This is a genomic window from Streptomyces bottropensis ATCC 25435, assembly GCF_000383595.1.
GTDB lineage: Bacteria > Actinomycetota > Actinomycetes > Streptomycetales > Streptomycetaceae > Streptomyces > Streptomyces bottropensis.
In genome coordinates this window covers 3,360,640-3,375,473 of sequence record NZ_KB911581.1, presented here as the reverse complement: position 1 = coordinate 3,375,473, position 14,834 = coordinate 3,360,640, and the positions used below count along the sequence as shown (strand labels likewise).

General features: G+C 72.0%; 14 protein-coding genes. 9 read left to right on the top strand and 5 right to left on the bottom strand.

Translation table 11 applies throughout. From position 1 onward, the window contains the following. The first annotated feature begins 354 nt into the window (after positions 1 to 354). On the top strand, positions 355 to 1,449 hold the full coding sequence (locus STRBO_RS0114885) for a DUF5925 domain-containing protein (RefSeq protein WP_005485051.1): 1,095 nt from the start codon (positions 355 to 357) through the stop codon (positions 1,447 to 1,449). A 64-nt stretch (positions 1,450 to 1,513) separates the two neighbouring features. Further along, positions 1,514 to 2,290, top strand: a complete 777-nt coding sequence (locus STRBO_RS0114880; RefSeq protein ID WP_005485050.1) for a DUF72 domain-containing protein — start codon at positions 1,514 to 1,516, stop codon at positions 2,288 to 2,290. Between the two features lie 29 nt (positions 2,291 to 2,319). On the opposite strand, the gene STRBO_RS0114875 is transcribed toward STRBO_RS0114880, so the two are convergent. Continuing rightward, entirely contained in the window at positions 2,320 to 2,688 is a 369-nt protein-coding gene (locus STRBO_RS0114875; protein WP_020114391.1) for a GntR family transcriptional regulator, read from the bottom strand. Between the two features lie 71 nt (positions 2,689 to 2,759). Here STRBO_RS0114875 and STRBO_RS0114870 point away from each other — a divergent pair, with 71 nt between their 5' ends. Then, complete coding sequence (locus STRBO_RS0114870; protein WP_005485048.1) at positions 2,760 to 3,689, top strand: GNAT family N-acetyltransferase; 930 nt, start codon at positions 2,760 to 2,762, stop codon at positions 3,687 to 3,689. Next, positions 3,670 to 4,182 (top strand): ribonuclease FAU-1 family protein, encoded by a 513-nt coding sequence (locus tag STRBO_RS0114865; RefSeq protein WP_020114389.1) that lies wholly within the window; start codon positions 3,670 to 3,672, stop codon positions 4,180 to 4,182. The genes STRBO_RS0114870 and STRBO_RS0114865 overlap by 20 nt, the downstream gene beginning before the upstream one ends. A 48-nt stretch (positions 4,183 to 4,230) precedes the next feature. Here the strand turns inward: STRBO_RS0114865 and STRBO_RS0114860 are convergent, their stop codons facing one another. Continuing rightward, positions 4,231 to 4,890, bottom strand: coding sequence for a class I SAM-dependent methyltransferase (locus STRBO_RS0114860; RefSeq protein ID WP_005485046.1), 660 nt, complete (start codon positions 4,888 to 4,890; stop codon positions 4,231 to 4,233). Positions 4,891 to 5,027: 137 nt separating this feature from the next. Between STRBO_RS0114860 and STRBO_RS45415 the strand changes: the two genes are divergently transcribed. After that, positions 5,028 to 5,162 carry a hypothetical protein gene (locus STRBO_RS45415; protein WP_005485045.1) on the top strand — a complete coding sequence of 45 codons (135 nt, stop codon included), beginning with the start codon at positions 5,028 to 5,030 and terminating at the stop codon, positions 5,160 to 5,162. A gap of 135 nt (positions 5,163 to 5,297) precedes the next feature. Here STRBO_RS45415 and STRBO_RS0114850 read toward each other — a convergent pair whose 3' ends face one another. Further along, complete coding sequence (locus tag STRBO_RS0114850; RefSeq protein WP_005485044.1) at positions 5,298 to 6,062, bottom strand: dienelactone hydrolase family protein; 765 nt, start codon at positions 6,060 to 6,062, stop codon at positions 5,298 to 5,300. A 277-nt stretch (positions 6,063 to 6,339) separates the two neighbouring features. Here STRBO_RS0114850 and STRBO_RS0114845 point away from each other — a divergent pair, with 277 nt between their 5' ends. Next, positions 6,340 to 7,395, top strand: coding sequence for a lytic polysaccharide monooxygenase auxiliary activity family 9 protein (locus tag STRBO_RS0114845; protein WP_005485043.1), 1,056 nt, complete (start codon positions 6,340 to 6,342; stop codon positions 7,393 to 7,395). 96 nt (positions 7,396 to 7,491) lie between these two features. Here the strand turns inward: STRBO_RS0114845 and STRBO_RS0114840 are convergent, their stop codons facing one another. Beyond that, positions 7,492 to 8,361 (bottom strand): esterase/lipase family protein, encoded by an 870-nt coding sequence (locus STRBO_RS0114840; RefSeq protein WP_005485042.1) that lies wholly within the window; start codon positions 8,359 to 8,361, stop codon positions 7,492 to 7,494. 173 nt (positions 8,362 to 8,534) lie between these two features. Next, entirely contained in the window at positions 8,535 to 8,981 is a 447-nt protein-coding gene (locus STRBO_RS0114835) for a MarR family winged helix-turn-helix transcriptional regulator (protein WP_005485041.1), read from the bottom strand. Positions 8,982 to 9,119: 138 nt separating this feature from the next. Here STRBO_RS0114835 and STRBO_RS0114830 point away from each other — a divergent pair, with 138 nt between their 5' ends. The 3 genes from STRBO_RS0114830 to STRBO_RS0114820 all read left to right on the top strand — a co-directional run bounded on the left by STRBO_RS0114830 (position 9,120) and on the right by STRBO_RS0114820 (position 14,407). Next, entirely contained in the window at positions 9,120 to 9,494 is a 375-nt protein-coding gene (locus STRBO_RS0114830) for a cupin domain-containing protein (protein WP_005485040.1), read from the top strand. 459 nt (positions 9,495 to 9,953) lie between these two features. Beyond that, positions 9,954 to 13,430: a DNA polymerase III subunit alpha gene (locus tag STRBO_RS0114825; RefSeq protein ID WP_005485038.1), complete on the top strand. Its 3,477-nt coding sequence runs from the start codon at positions 9,954 to 9,956 to the stop codon at positions 13,428 to 13,430. Beyond that, positions 13,427 to 14,407 carry a DNA polymerase Y family protein gene (locus tag STRBO_RS0114820; RefSeq protein ID WP_005485037.1) on the top strand — a complete coding sequence of 327 codons (981 nt, stop codon included), beginning with the start codon at positions 13,427 to 13,429 and terminating at the stop codon, positions 14,405 to 14,407. The genes STRBO_RS0114825 and STRBO_RS0114820 overlap by 4 nt, the downstream gene beginning before the upstream one ends. Positions 14,408 to 14,834: the final 427 nt, after the last annotated feature.

Below are 14,834 nucleotides of genomic sequence, written 5' to 3'. Positions count from 1 at the left end.
ATACTTTCCTGGTCGCAACAGACCGGATCCACCGCGAACCACCGCGAACCACCGCGAACCACGTCCGCCCGATTGCGCGCGCGTGGCATACGCATGACAAAACTCAACTCCCTTGAGCCACAACCCTCGATCGCACAGTCCGCTTGTGGGCCGGGAGCAGAACGCGCGAACCCTGCGCTGCAGATCGTGTCCTGACTGACCGTGAACACCGCCGTGGGAACGGGAGTCTCCCCGGAGGGGCGTGCCGCCTCCGGGGAAACTCCCGTGTGCGCGCCGGACCGCGTGCGGGTCGAGCCCGCGGCGCGCCGCGGAAAGCGGGTGCACGGGGCGCCCCCGGTGACGGATCATGGCGCCATGTCTGCCAACCCACACGACGCACTGCCGATCCGGCTCAACGTCGACGACAGCGACTCGCCGTCCGATGTCGTCGACGCGCTGTTCCTCGGCCGTTTCGCGACGGGCGAGCAGCCGTACGCGCACGCGGCGAACATCGACCGGGTACGGTCCGGCGCCACCCTGCTGCCGCCGGACGCCCGGGTGCTGCGGGCCGCGCGGGACGACGACCGCAGCGCGACCCTCGCCGAGGGGGACGGCTGGACCGTGCTGATCTCCCGCTGGAACCGGGGCGCCGACGTCACGGTCACCGCGACCACCGCCGAGCTGGCCCAGAAGGTGCTCGGCCAGGCCACCGACGGCGCGGCCGACGAGCCGGAGCCGCAGCCGCAGGACGTGACGATGGGTTTCTGGTACGTCTCGCCGCGCCGGGGCCCGCACCGCACGACCCGGCAGATCTCGGCCGGCACCTGGGAGGAGGTACGGCCGAACTACACGGCGCCCGTGGCGGACGCGATGGACCGCCTGATGAAGACGACCCCCGAGAACATCGCGGGCCGCCTCCTGCTGCTGCACGGCCCGCCCGGCACCGGCAAGACCTCCGCCCTGCGCACGCTGGCCCGTTCCTGGCGGGACTGGTGTCAGGTCGACTGCGTCCTGGACCCCGAGCGGCTCTTCTCCGACGTCGGCTATCTGATGGACATCGCGATCGGCGAGGACGACACCACCGGCAAGGGCCGCTGGCGGCTGCTGCTCCTGGAGGACTGCGACGAACTGATCCGGGGCGAGGCCAAGCACACGGCGGGCCAGGCGCTCTCCCGGCTGCTGAACCTCACGGACGGCCTGCTCGGCCAGGGGCGCAACGTCCTGGTCGGCGTCACCACCAACGAGGACCTGGAGCGCCTGCACCCCGCCGTGGTGCGCCCCGGCCGCTGTCTCGCCCGGATCGAGGTGGGCGCCCTGACCCGCGCGGAGGCGGTGGGCTGGCTCGGCACGGACGAGGGGGTCGGCCGTGAGGGCGCGACCCTGGCCGAGCTGTACGCGCTGCGCCGTGGCACGTCACCGACGTCGCTGCCGGAGCCGAGGGGCGGGGCGGACGCGGGCCTGTACCTGTAGGCGGTCGCCCGCGGGCGGGAGCGGTCACCTGTGGGCGGTCGCGCTTCGGTGTTTTCATGGATGTATGACCTTGTTCGTCGGCACGTCGGGGTGGCAGTACAAGGACTGGCGCGGCGCCCTCTACCCGGCGGGCTGCCCCACCCGGCTGTGGCTGGAGGAGTACGCGGCCCGCTTCGCCACGGTCGAGCTCAACAACGCGTTCTACCGGCTGCCGACGAAGGAGAACTTCGAGGCGTGGCGGGAGAGGGTGCCGGCGGACTTCGTGGTCGCGGTCAAGGCGAGCCGGTACCTGACCCACATCAAGCGGCTGCGGGACCCCGAGGAGCCGGTGCACCGCCTGATGAGCCACGCGGAGGGCCTCGGCGACCGGCTGGGCCCGATCCTGCTCCAGCTGCCACCGACCCTGCGGGCCGACGCGGACCTCCTGAGCGGCTGCCTGGACCGCTTCCCCGCCGGCACCCGTATCGCGGTCGAACCCCGCCACGACTCCTGGTGGACCCCCGAGATCCGTGAGGTGCTGGAGTCCCGCGGCGCGGCCCTGTGCTGGGCCGACACCCGGTCCCGCCCGGCGACCCCGCTCTGGCGCACCACCGACTGGTGCTACCTCCGCCTCCACCAGGGCCGGGCCCGCCCCTGGCCCCACTACGGCCGCCAGGCCCTGTCGACCTGGGCCCACCGCATCGCCGACACCTGGCCCGCCGACTCCGACGCCTACGTCTACTTCAACAACGACCCCCACGCGGCGGCGGTGAGGGACGCGACGACGTTCGCGAGCGCGGCGCGGAGCGCGGGTCTGCGGCCGACCCGCACACCGCGGCCGGCACGGCCGGCGCGGACCTGATCCCCGTCGTGGGCCCCGCCCCGGGGGTCCTACTCCGCGTACGCGGCCCGCAGGGCGTCCCGGGCCACCGCCAGCGCCTCCGCCTCGCCGAGGCCGAGCCGGCGCACCCGCTCCGCGTACGCCCCCGCGGCCGCCGCGGCCTCGCGCTCCGCGGCCGAGCCGGCGGCCGCCACGAACGTCCCGTTGCGCCCCCGCGTCTCGATCACCCCGTCCGTCTCCAGCGCCCGGTACGCCTTGGCGACGGTGTTGGCCGCGAGCCCGAGCTGCTCGGCGAGCCCCCGTACGGTCGGCAGCCGGTACCCCACGGGCAGCGCGCCGGAGTGGGCCTGTTCCGAGATCTGGGCGCGCACCTGCTCGTAGGGCGCGCCCCCCTCCACGATGCGAATCTTCAAGGTCACGCGGCGATTGTCCCGTACCCGGCGGAAATTCGGAGGCAGCCCACCGTGCGGCCCCCGTACCGTGCGCACCCATGACAGTGATCGTGCGCGCCCTGCGCGCCGCCGACCCCGCGGACGCCGAGGCGTTCGTGGCGGTACGGCGGCTGGCCCTGCCCTTCATGGTCGGTACCGCCGAGTCCGTGCTCCACGACGCCGCCCACGCGCCTGACGGGGCGCACTACCGCCAGCTGGTCGCCGAGGCGGACGGCGAGGTGATCGGCACCGCGCAACTGGGCATCGCCGACGACAGCCCCGTGCCGGGCCAGGGCTTTCTGAACGTCTACGTACACCCGGGGCGGTTACGTCGAGGGGCCGGCGGTCTGCTGGTGCGCGCGGCCGAGGAGCGGCTGACGGCGGTGGGGGCGAGGCGGCTGCTGTCGTGGGTGCTGGACACCCCGCAGAACCGGGCGTTCGCCGAGCGCCGCGGCTACGCCCCGAGCCGCTCCGCCCACTTCCTCCGCCTGGACCTGGCCCATGGCACCCTCCCGCCGCTCGGAACACCGCCCCCGGGTGCGCAGCTGCGCACGGCAGCCGACTTCGCCGACGACCCACGCCCCCTGTTCGACCTGGACGCGGAGGTGTCGGCGGACGAACCCGGCGATCTGGACGCGGAGTTCGACGACTACGAGCGGTGGCTCGCCGAGACCTACCGCCACCCGCTGCTGGACCACTCCCTGAGCACGGTGGTCGTCGTGGACGGCACGCCCGCCGCGTTCACCGCGGTCCGCACGGACGGCCGGGACCGCTACTTCACGGGGATGACGGGCACCGCCCGCGCCTTCCGCGGCCGGGGCCTGGCCAAGCTCGCCAAGAACGACTCCCTGCACCGCGCCCGTGCCGCCGGCTGCACGGAGGCCTTCACGGGCAACGACGCCGGCAACGGCCCGATGCTGGCGGTCAACAAGTGGTTCGGGTACGAGATCTGCGCGACGGAGGTGCGGTATGTCCGTGAACTGGGCTGAATCCGCAGGCGAGGCGTACGAGGTGGACGTCGTCCTGCTCAAGGCCGGCCGTACGAAGATCCGTTACCCCGCGCGGCTGTTGAGCGACGACGGCGTCCGGGTGGCGGTGCGGGCCGCCTGGGCGGGCGAGGGCGTCCGGAACTTCGGGTTCGTGCAGTTCGAGCCGGGTGACGTGTTCACCGAGTACTACTGGCGCGACCGGTGGTACGCCGTGAAGGAGGTCCGTGACGCGCGGGGCGCGCTGAAGGGCTGGTACTGCGACATCACCCGGCCCGCCACGTTCGCGGGCGGGGAACTCGTCGTCGAGGATCTCGACCTGGACCTGTGGCGCTCGGGCGACGGCACGGCCGTCCTGCGGCTGGACGAGGACGAGTTCGAGGAGAGCGGGCTCGCAGAGAGCGACCCGGCGGCCGCGGCGGCCGCCGTGGCCGCCCTGGACGAACTGGAGGCGCTCGCCACCGTCGAAGGGGGCCTGGAGTCGCTGCTGGCGTGAACGGCGGCGGGGGCGTGGGCCGGGGGCGGCTCCGGCCCGGGACGACGGTCAGAGGCGGGCCACCACCGCGTACCGCTCGTCCTGGACCGTCCGGCCCCACAGCAGCGCGTCGGCCTCCAGCCGCACCACCTCGGCGTCGGCCACGAGGGGCGCGACCATCCTCCGCAGCCGCTCGGCGGAGATGCCGACCGGGCTGAGGGCGCCCCACACCCCCTCGACCAGCACGAGCCGGCCGCCGGGCCGCAGCAGGCCGCACCAGTGGCGCAGGACGCGGCCCGGGTCGGGCAGGGCCCACAGCACATGGCGGACGAGGACGACGTCGAACCGCTCCTCCCCCACGGGCGGGGCCGCCGCGTCGCCGACGAGGAACACGGCGGGGCGCCCGGCGAGTTTGGCGCGGGCGAGGGCGACCATGGCCGGGGAGGAGTCGATCCCGGTCACCCGGTGTCCCTGCTCGGCCGCGAGGAGTGACAGGCTGCCGGTGCCACAGCCGAGGTCGAGCACATCGCGGGCGGGAGGCGGCAGCCAGTCCCGCAGGCGGGCCGCCCAGGCCTCCCGGACGGCGGGTTCCCGCAGGCCATGATCGGGTTCGTCGTCGAAACCGGGCGCCCGAGCATCCCAGTCGACGGCCTCCGGAGGGTCATCTGCCGCCGGGTTGTCCGGTGTTCGAAGGTCCGGGGAGGTTTCGCCGTCGTCGATGTTGGTCATGCCGCCAGAGTGACACCTGCCACTGACAGTCCAGATGGTGACAGCCGCCACTGACAGAGCACGAACGATGAGTAACGCTCCCGGAAAAGGTCTACCTCCGTGAAAACGCGGAACCCGGTAGACGCAAGGAGGCAGCCATGCGCCGTACGACCGTGCAGAAGCCCCTGAGGAAGTCCTCGTCCCGCCAGGTGCGGGACGAGGCCGACGAACGCCCCGTCGAGCGCCGGGAAGTGCGCAAGGACATCGCGCGCACCTGGTGGCCGGACGGCTGACCGCTCGCGCCCCGGCCCACCGACCATCCGACCACGCCGTCCGGCGGACGGCCCTCCACCACCTCGTACCCGGCCCTCGGACCGCGCTGCGGGGCGAATTCCCGGTCCTCCACCGGGGCCCCGTACCGGGCCGGGTCAGCGCCGCGTCAGGTTGCGGTCCAGCAGGTCCAGCAGCGCGGTCCAGTGGCGTGCCGTCGCCTCGGCGTCGTAGGAGGCCGTGTCGGCCTGGGTGTAGCCGTGCGAGGCGCCCGCGTAGACCTCGGTGCGGTGGCGGACGCCCGCCTCGGTGAGCGCCTTGTCGAGCAGGTCGATCTGCTCCGGCGGCAGGGACGGGTCGTCGTCGGCGTGGCCGAGGTACACCTCGGCGGTGATCCGGGCCACCGCCAGGTGCGGGCTGTCCGGGGCGTCGGTGGCCAGGCCCCCGCCGTGGAAGCCGGCCACGGCGGCGACCCGCTCCGGGAAGGCACCGGCGGTGTGCAGGGCGAGCCGGGTGCCCATGCAGTACCCGGTGATCCCGACGGGCCCTGCGGCGGCGTGCGGGCTGTCTGCCAGCGTGTCCAGGTAGGCCGCCGCGTCCCGCAGCGCGAGTTCCGGCGTCAGCGCCTGCATGGCGGGGAGGATCTGGCCCCATATCTCCGGGCGCGCGGCCGGGTCGATGAACTCGGGCAGGTCGAACACCGGGGTCCGCCCCGACCGGTGGAAGACATTGGGCACGAGGACCGTGTACCCGGCGCCGGCCAGCCGGTCGGCCATCGCCCGCAGATGCGGCCGCAGCCCGAAGGCGTCCATGTAGAAGAGGACCGCCGGGTGCGCGACGCCGTCGTCGGGGTGGACGAGGTAGGCGTCGGCGGTGCCGTCCTGGGTGGCGATGTCCACGGTGGTTCCGCGTACGGCGGTCATGGGCGCTCCTCATTCCTCTGGGTGAATGGTCCTCGACCTGTCGTCAACTGACGCGGGCGACCGCATTGTTCCGCGCCCGGGTAAGAAACCGATCATCGGCCGTACGCGAACGCCCGTTCCTGAGCCCTCGGTTAGCCCCTCCTTAACGCCACCATAAGGATCTCCCGCACCGGCCCCCAGCAGGCGTTCTCACGGTTCTGCGGGGCTAGCTTGCTGATCGCCCCCCGGCGCCCGGGACCTACCCCGCCGCCCAGGACCGCGTGAGGAGTGCCCCGCCATGCCCGCTGCACGTCACCGTCGCACGGCCACCGCGTTCGCCAGCGCGGGTGTCGTCGGTGCCGCCCCGCTCGTCCTGGCCGTCCTCTCCGCGGGACCGGCCATGGCGCACGGCTCGCTGGGCGACCCGGTGAGCCGGGTGGCGCAGTGTTACGCGGAGGGCCCCGAGAGCCCGCGGTCGGCGGCCTGCGCGGCGGCGGTCTCGGTCGGCGGCACCCAGGCGCTCTACGACTGGAACGGCGTACGGATCGGCGACGCGGCCGGCCGCCACCGGGAGCTGATCCCGGACGGTGAGCTGTGCAGTGCGGGCGACGAGACGTTCAAGGGCCTCGACCTGGCCCGCGCCGACTGGCCGGCGACGAGCGTGCGCGCCGGGTCGTACACCTTCCGGTACCGGGTGACGGCCCCGCACAAGGGCACCTTCGCGGTGTACGTCACCAAGCCCGGCCACGATCCGTCCCGGCCGCTCGGCTGGGACGACCTCGATCTCGCGCACCCGGTCGCGAAGGCCACCGACCCGGCCGCGTCCGGCGGCTTCTCCACGTTCTCCGGCACCCTCCCGCAGCGCTCCGGCAGGCATGTGCTGTACGCGGTGTGGCAGCGCTCGGACAGCCCGGAGGCGTTCTACTCCTGTTCGGACGTCGCCTTCGGCGGCGCCTCCTCCGGTCCGAGCGCGTCGGCGCCCTCCGAGGAGCAGATCGAGGACGGCACCGACGAATCGACGGTCGAGCACGGCGGCCACGGCGACGACGACGCGCACACGACGACGGACCCGACACCGGCACCGAAGGCGTCGGCGGCGAAGACCGACAGGGCCGCCTCCGACGACGCCTCGCCGACCGCGAAGTCGACGACGGACACCGGAGCGGCGAAGGCAGAGGGCACCGCCGGTCTCGCGGAGCCCGCCGGCGGTGAGGAGGGTCTCGCCGACACCGGCGGCGAGGGCATCACGCCCTATGCGGCCCTCGGCGGCGCGGCCGTCCTGGCCCTCGGCTCCGCCCTGCTCTTCGCCGCGGCCCGCCGCCGCGCGACGACCGGCGGCCGGCACGGCCGCTGACGACCTCCGGGGCCTGTCGGGCGGCTCAGGCCGGACAGGCCCCGGCAGCATGCGTACGCACCGCCGGGCGGCCCCGGCGGTGCGTACGCACACGTGTCAGCCGACGGCCGAGAGGCAGGTCGTCGGGGTGGCGTGGGCGGGGTCGAGGGCGTTGACGACCTCGTGGAACGCGACGCGGTCGAGGAGTCCGATCGCCGCGTGCTCGGAGAGGTCGAGGGCGCAGAGGTCCTGGATGACGATGTTGCGCACGTTCGGTCCGCTGAGGAACTGGGAGCGGTAGGGGGTGACCACCTCGTCGTACTTGGTGGCGAGGACGGTGTACGTGACGCCGGGGACGGTGTCGCCGCCCGCGTTGAGCTTGGTCAGGAAGGGGGAGCCGGCCACCTGGTCGGCGAGGGCGGGGGTGGCGGTGGACAGCAGGTCACCGGCGCCGGGGAAGTACTGGAGGAGGCCGGTGAGACCGTTCAGGGTGGTGCCGTGGTTGGAGGGGGCGATGCCGACGAGGGCGTTCACCTCCGCGGCTCCGCCGAGGAACTTGAGGTAGTAGCGGGGCATCATGCCGCCCTGCGAGTGGCCGACGAGGTCGGCCTCGGCGGCGCCGGTCGCGGCGAGCACCCGGTCGACGAAGGCGTCGAGCTGCTCCGCGGACCTGTCGATGGGGCCGAGCCCGTTGAAGAAGGCGACACCGGGGAGTCGGCCGTAGTCGAGGGAGTAGACGCAGTAGCCCCTGTTCACGAGGTACGGCGCGAGACCGAGCCAGTTGTCGACGGAGTTCGCGAACGTGCCGTGGACGAGGACGACGGGGCGGGGGTGGGCGCTGGAGGGTTTGCAGGAGTAGTCGTTCCAGCCATGGCTGGGTGCGGCGGCCGTGTCGGCGGCCTCGGCGGCGGTGGCGGGGACGACGGTGGCCGCGGCGGCCAGGCACAGGGCGGCCAGCGGTCTGATCAGGCGCTTCCAGGGCAGCATCGAGTGATCTCCTTGCGGCTCAAGGGATGTGCGACGGCGTACGCCCTGTGATCCGGATCACGAGGATGGGGTTCTGACGCGCCAAGTTACGGGCGAGTAGAAAAAGTGGGAAGTTACGCGTCAGTAAAAACTTCAAGTGGTGATCGCGGGCACTGACACGTGACGTCGGATCGTCACCAGGCGGGCCTGATGGGACCGTAGGGCGCGATACGCGACAACCGATCACACAACGCCCGCATCTCACTCTCCCCGCCGACCACGTCGACCCATTCGGCGACCACCTCGGCCGCCACCTCCTCGGCCGCGCGGGCGCAGGCCCACCCGCGTCCGGTCATCACGACCAGCCGGGCCCGGGCGTCGGTGGGGTGCGGCCGGCGCTCGACGTACCCCTTGCGCACCAGTTCGTCGACGAGCTGGCTGGCGGCCTGTTTGGTCACTCCGAGATGGACGGCGAGGTCGGTGACCGTGGCGCCGTCCGGGGCGAGCCGGGTGAACGCGTAGCCGTACGAGGGCCGCCCGTCGAAGCCCCGCGCGGAGACGCCCTCGTCGATGCGCCGCGTCAGATCACCCGCGGCGGCGAGCAGGGCGGCGGTCAGGGCGAGGGCTTCGGAGTTCTGCACGTCTGCATTGAAACACCGTTGACGGATCGGTCAAGCTGCTTGACCATATAGACAGATGGTCAAGCAGCTTGACCATTCGCTCGCGTCGATCGAGTGTTCCGAGGACCTCGGAAGCCCTGAAGACCGAAGGAGACCCGTATGCCAGTCGTCCGCTCGTCCGAAGCCGTCACGCACGAGATCCACGGCGCCCGTTTCATCTCGTACGCCACTCCCCACACCGGCAGCAGGGAACTGGCCGCCTGGCGGGGCGAGATCCCCGCCGGAACCAAGGCACCCGCGCACACGGTCACCAAGGAGGAGATCCTGCATCTGCTCAGCGGCGAGCTGGTGGTCACGCTGGACGGCCGCACCGAGCGGGTCCGTGCCGGCGACACCCTGATCATCAACTCGGGGGCCACCCTCGCCGTCGAGAACCCGACGACGCAGACCGCCGTCACCTGGGTCGCCACCTCCCTCGGCCTGGAGGCGGAGCTGGCCGACGGCACGCGGATCGTGCCCCCGTGGGCCAACTGAGCACCGCACGAGGGCGGTTACGCGGCCAGCGTCCCCGGCATCACCGCGCGGGGACCGAACTTCGCGCGGGATTCTGCTACTCAGCCGACCGCGTTCTGGCCGCCCCCGATCCGACGCCTCCGTGAGGCCCGACCGACCCGTCCGATCCAACATTCGCCCTTTACGCAAAGTGTCATTGGCGCAACATACCGTTACCAACTTCCGCTTCGAGTCGCACTCGATGACTGCGGCGCGGTGCGCACCACTGGGGCGATTCCTCCAACCATGCTGCCCGGTTAGGCATGTGACGGCGTAGCACCTGTCCGGCCACCGCTCCCCTCACTGTCAAATCGATGACGTGTTCGAATCATGTCGCTGACCGGGGCCGATGAGGTTAGAGTAATCGAACGAGAGTACGATGAGCATATCGGGTACACGGCCTAAAAAGGGCGAAACGGGGTGGAGTGATGGAGGTGCGGCATGGCGGGCTTCGCCCATCTGCACGTCGCGTCCGGTTACTCCGAGCGCTACGGCGCGGCCCATCCCGAGCACCTCGCACTGCGGGCGGCCGAGCGGGGCATGACGACGCTCGCACTCACCGACCGGGACACGGTCACCGGAGCCGTCCGGTTCGCGCAGGCGTGCGCCGGAGCCGGGGTTCGGCCGGTCTTCGGTGTCGACCTGGCGGTGGAGGCCCTCGCACCCCCGCCGCCCACCCAGCGTCGCCGCACCCCGGTGCGCGGTGGCGCGCACGTCGTCGAGCCGCCGCTGCGGTTCGTGCTGCTCGCGCAGAACCGGGAAGGATGGGCGCGGCTGTGCCGCATCACGTCGGCCGCCCACGTCGGCACCGCGTCCGGCGCGGCACCGGTGGTGGTGCCGTGGGAGGCGCTGCGCGAGTACGGCGGTCCCGGTCTGACCGTGCTGCTCGGGCCGCTCTCGGAGCCGGTACGGGCTTTGGCGGCCGGGCGGGAAGACGTCGCGATGAAGCTGCTGGCGCCGTGGAAGGAGATCTTCGGGAGGGGAGTCAGGTTGGAAGCTGTTGCGCAGAAACGTTTCGGCATGGCCCCTGGGTCCCTGCGCCTCGCCGCCCGCACCCTCTCCCTGGCCGACCGCACCCGTACCCCCGCCGTCCTCACCAACGCCGTCCGCTACGCCGACCCCGACCAGCACCGCCTCGCCGACGTCCTGGACGCTGCACGCCTGCTGCGGCCCATCGACCGGCGCCACCTGGACAGCGGACAGCGCTGGCTCAAGGACGAGAGGGCGATGACAGCCGTCGCACACCTGGTCGCCGAATGCGCCGGAGCCGATGCCCGGCGGGCACGCCGCCTGATGGCGGACACCGCCGCCACCGCGGCCCTGTGCGCCGTCGACCCCGAAGCGGACCTGGGGCTCGGCACGCGGCACTTCCCGGAACCCGCGCTCTTCGGCGCAGAGCCCGGAGCGGGGGGAGCGGCACAACTGCTGCGCCGACAGTGCGAGGCCGGCATGACCCGGCGGGGCCTGGACCGCGACCGAGCGGCACTCGACCGGCTGGACGAAGAACTCACCGTGATCTCCAAGCTGGACTACGACTCGTACTTCCTCGCCGTCGGCCAGGTCGTGGCCGACATCCGGGCCAAGGGAATCCGGGTCGCGGCCCGCGGCTCGGGCGCCGGCTCGATGGTCTGCCACGCGCTGGGCATCGCCACGGCCAACCCGCTCGACCACCGCCTGCTGTTCGAACGCTTCCTGAGCGTGCGCCGGGCATCCCTGCCTGACATCGACATCGACGTGGAGTCCGCCCGGCGGCTGGAGTGCTACGACGCGATCTTCGACCGGTTCGGCAAGGAACGGATTGCCGTCACCGCCATGCCCGAGACCTACCGGGCCCGCCGCGCCCTGCGCGACACCGGCCTCGCCCTGGGTATCGCGCCCGCGGACGTCGACCGGATCGCCAAGAGCTTCCCGCACCTGCGCGCCTCCGACATCACCGGCGCGCTCGCCGAACTGCCCGAACTGCGGCAGCTGGCGGCCGAGGCACACCGGTACGGGCCGCTGTGGGAACTCGCGGAGGGCCTCGACTCCCTGGTCCACGGCATGGCCATGCACCCCTGCGGCGTGGTGATCAGCGACGCGAGTCTCCTAGACCGACTGCCGGTGCAGCCCACCCCGCAGGGCGACTACCCCATGGCCATGGCGGCGAAGGAGGAGATCGAGGACCTGGGCAACATCAAGCTGGATGTGCTGGGCGTACGCATGCAGTCCGCGATGGCCCACGCCGTCGCCGAGATCGAACGGACGACCGGCAACCCCATCGACCTGGACGACCCGAAGCAGGTGCCGCTCGACGACGTCTTCGCCTTCAAGCTCATCCAGGAGAGCCAGACCCTCGGCCTGTTCCAGCTGGAGTCGCCGGGACAGCAGGATCTCCTGTCCCGGCTGCAGCCCCGCGATCCGCAGGACGTTATCGCCGACATCAGCCTCTTCCGCCCCGGCCCGGTCGCCGGAGGCATGCCCGAGCGGTACATCGCCGCCCGCCATGGCGGCACCCCCTCGTACGCCCACCCGGACCTGGAGCCGGTGCTCGCCGACACCTACGGCGTGACCATCTGGCACGAGCAGATCATCGAGACCTTCGCCGTGATGACCGGCTGCGACCGCGCACTGGCGGAGATCGCCCGGAGGGCACTCGGGGACAAGGGACGGCTGCCCGGGGTCAAGGACTGGTTCCATCGCCGAGCGCAGGCCCGTGGTTACAGCGTGACCGTGCGGGACGAGGTCTGGAAGACCGTCGAGGCCTTCGGCGCCTACGGCTTCTGCCGCGCCCACGCGGTCGCGTTCGCCGTACCCGCCCTCCAGAGCGCCTGGCTCAAGGCACACCACCCCGCATACCTGCTGGCCGGCCTGCTCGAACACGACCCTGGAATGTGGCCCAAGCGCGTCCTCGTCTCCGACGCCCGTCGCCGCGGTGTACAAGTCCTGCCCGTCGACATCAACCGCTCCCAGGTGAAACACACCGTGGAGAGGACCGACGGAGAGCAGCGGGGCGTACGGCTCGCCCTCTCCGCGGTACACGGCATCAGCGAGGACGAGTGCGCACGAATCGAACAAGGCCAGCCCTACGGATCCCTCTCCGACTTCTGGCAGCGGGCCCGCCCCAGCAGACCCACTGCCGAACGCCTCGCCGAAATCGGCGCCCTGAACTCCCTCCACGACGGCCGCCTCACCCGCCGCGACCTGCTGCTGCAGATCGCCGAACTCCACCGGGCCTCCCGTACCCGGGCCGCGAGCAAGGGCCAACTGCCCATCGAGGCGGGCGAGGTCGGAGGAGCGGAGCCGAGTGGTCTGCCGGAGATGACCGGACGCGAAGCCCTGAGCGCCGAGCTGAGCACCCTCGGCATCGACGTCTCCAAGCACCTGATGGAGCACCACCACCGCCTCCTGCGCGAGATCGGCGCGACCGACGCGGCCCACCTGGCCGGACTGCGCGCCGGCCAGCAGGTTCTCGTCGCCGGCGTACGCGCCTCCACCCAGACCCCGCCCATCGCCAGCGGCAAGCGCATCATCTTCGTCACCCTGGAGGACGGCTCCGGCCTGGTCGACCTGGCCTTCTTCGAGGACTCCCACCCGGCCTGCGCGCACACCGTCTTCCACAGCGGACTGCTGCTGGTGCGCGGCACGGTCCAGGTGCGCGGCACCCGCCGCACCGTCGTCGGCACCATGGCCTGGGACCTGGACGAGATCGCCGCCGCCCGCCGCGACAACGGCCCCGAGGCCGCACTCGCCCTCCTGGGCGCCGGCCACCCGCACCCGACCCCCGCCCAGCCCCGCCCGACCCCCGCCCAAACGCAGCGCACTCTGGTCAACGGCACTACCGGCGCGCGCCTTCACCCGTACGCCGACCTGCAGCCCGCTGGCACCCGCTCGGCCGACTTGAAGAAGTTCGGCCACCGCAGCCCGGGGAGCGCAGGATGACGACACGGCAGCGCCACATCGCCCACCTGCACTTGCACGCCGCACTGACCGAGGCTCAGTACGACGAGATAATCGAACTGATGTATGGAATCACTCCTCATGTCCAGGCCGTGCCGCCCGACGCAGTCCAGCTAGACCTGACTTCGGCGCTCAGATACTTCGATCTGTCCCCCTATGACGTCGTTCAGCTGGCGAAGATGAGGCTGAAGGGGCTCTACGGCATCGACAGCAGTGCCGGGCTCGCCGGCAATCGCATGCTGGCGGCGATGGCGGCCGACGCGTCCGCGCCGGGAGACACCACCTGGGTCCCCACTGATCACGTGACCGACTGGCTGTACCCGCGGCCGGTCACGGCACTGCCTGGGGTCGGCCGCACCACGGCGGAAACCCTTCACAGATACGGCCTGCACAACATCGGCCAGATCACCGACCTGCCCTCGGCGACCCTGCAGCGGCTCCTCGGAGTCGGCCAGGCGCGGTTGCTGGCCGAGCGTGCCCGCGGCCACGACCCCCGTCCGGTCGTCCCCGCAGAACCGGCAGCACATCTGATCGCCGACCGCGTGCTGGAGCGGGACTGCCTCGACCCCGCGCAACATCACCGTGCGGTTCTGGGACTTGCCGACCAGATCGGCCAACGCCTGCGCGGTGAAAGCCAGATCGCGAGCCGACTCACCCTCACGGTGCGGTACGCCGACCGCAGCTCCACCACACGCACGCGCACCCTTCCGGAACCCACCAACCACTCGCCCGCCCTCGCTGCGGACGCGCTGAGCCTGCTGACCGGTCTCGGATTGCAGCGAGCGAGAGTACGCGCCTTCGCGATCCGCGCAGACAACCTGCTGCCAACTGGCAGGTCCTATCGCCAGCTCTCTCTGGACCCCGGCGATGCCCGCGCCCGCGCGGCTGAAGCCGCCGCAGACCGCGCCCGCCGGCGCTTCGGGCCGGAGGTTATACGTCCAGCCGCTCTGGCGAACTGACCGCTTGTGCCAAGAACCACTGGTTCCTGGCGAAGGCGGTCATGTAGCGGCAGCGAGCTGACCTTGGGAGCGGTGCTGACGCACCTGGAGGGGCAAGAGAGCGAGATCGCCGCGCAGGCCGAGGCCACGCGGGGACGCATCGCGGAACTCACCGCGCAATTAGAGGAGTTCGACCGGGTCGCCGAGGGGGTCCGCATCACCCGCAAGACCCTGCTGGCGCTGCCTGATCCGACGCCGCCGGCCGCGAAGCTGCCGGACCATCCGGCCTACCGGCAGATCATGGCGATGTTCGCCGCGGCCGACGCCCCACTGCGGGCACGGGCGTTCTGTGAGGCGATGGATCTGTGCACTCGCCGCCGATGCGGTGCTTTAGGCCAGCGATGTGTCAAACGCATGACCCCGCTTCCGGCGATGTCGAGGAGCGGAT

What these genes read in the sequence shown, in the direction of transcription:
- STRBO_RS0114825 (WP_005485038.1), top strand. Translation starts at nt 9,954, where the DNA reads ATGGCGGGCTTCGCCCATCTGCACGTCGCGTCCGGTTACTCCGAGCGC.
- STRBO_RS0114870 (WP_005485048.1), top strand. Translation starts at nt 2,760, where the DNA reads ATGACAGTGATCGTGCGCGCCCTGCGCGCCGCCGACCCCGCGGACGCC.
- STRBO_RS0114860 (WP_005485046.1), bottom strand. Translation starts at nt 4,890, where the DNA reads ATGACCAACATCGACGACGGCGAAACCTCCCCGGACCTTCGAACACCG.
- STRBO_RS0114885 (WP_005485051.1), top strand. Translation starts at nt 355, where the DNA reads ATGTCTGCCAACCCACACGACGCACTGCCGATCCGGCTCAACGTCGAC.
- STRBO_RS45415 (WP_005485045.1), top strand. Translation starts at nt 5,028, where the DNA reads ATGCGCCGTACGACCGTGCAGAAGCCCCTGAGGAAGTCCTCGTCCCGC.
- STRBO_RS0114845 (WP_005485043.1), top strand. Translation starts at nt 6,340, where the DNA reads ATGCCCGCTGCACGTCACCGTCGCACGGCCACCGCGTTCGCCAGCGCG.
- STRBO_RS0114850 (WP_005485044.1), bottom strand. Translation starts at nt 6,062, where the DNA reads ATGACCGCCGTACGCGGAACCACCGTGGACATCGCCACCCAGGACGGC.
- STRBO_RS0114830 (WP_005485040.1), top strand. Translation starts at nt 9,120, where the DNA reads ATGCCAGTCGTCCGCTCGTCCGAAGCCGTCACGCACGAGATCCACGGC.
- STRBO_RS0114820 (WP_005485037.1), top strand. Translation starts at nt 13,427, where the DNA reads ATGACGACACGGCAGCGCCACATCGCCCACCTGCACTTGCACGCCGCA.
- STRBO_RS0114865 (WP_020114389.1), top strand. Translation starts at nt 3,670, where the DNA reads ATGTCCGTGAACTGGGCTGAATCCGCAGGCGAGGCGTACGAGGTGGAC.
- STRBO_RS0114840 (WP_005485042.1), bottom strand. Translation starts at nt 8,361, where the DNA reads ATGCTGCCCTGGAAGCGCCTGATCAGACCGCTGGCCGCCCTGTGCCTG.
- STRBO_RS0114880 (WP_005485050.1), top strand. Translation starts at nt 1,514, where the DNA reads ATGACCTTGTTCGTCGGCACGTCGGGGTGGCAGTACAAGGACTGGCGC.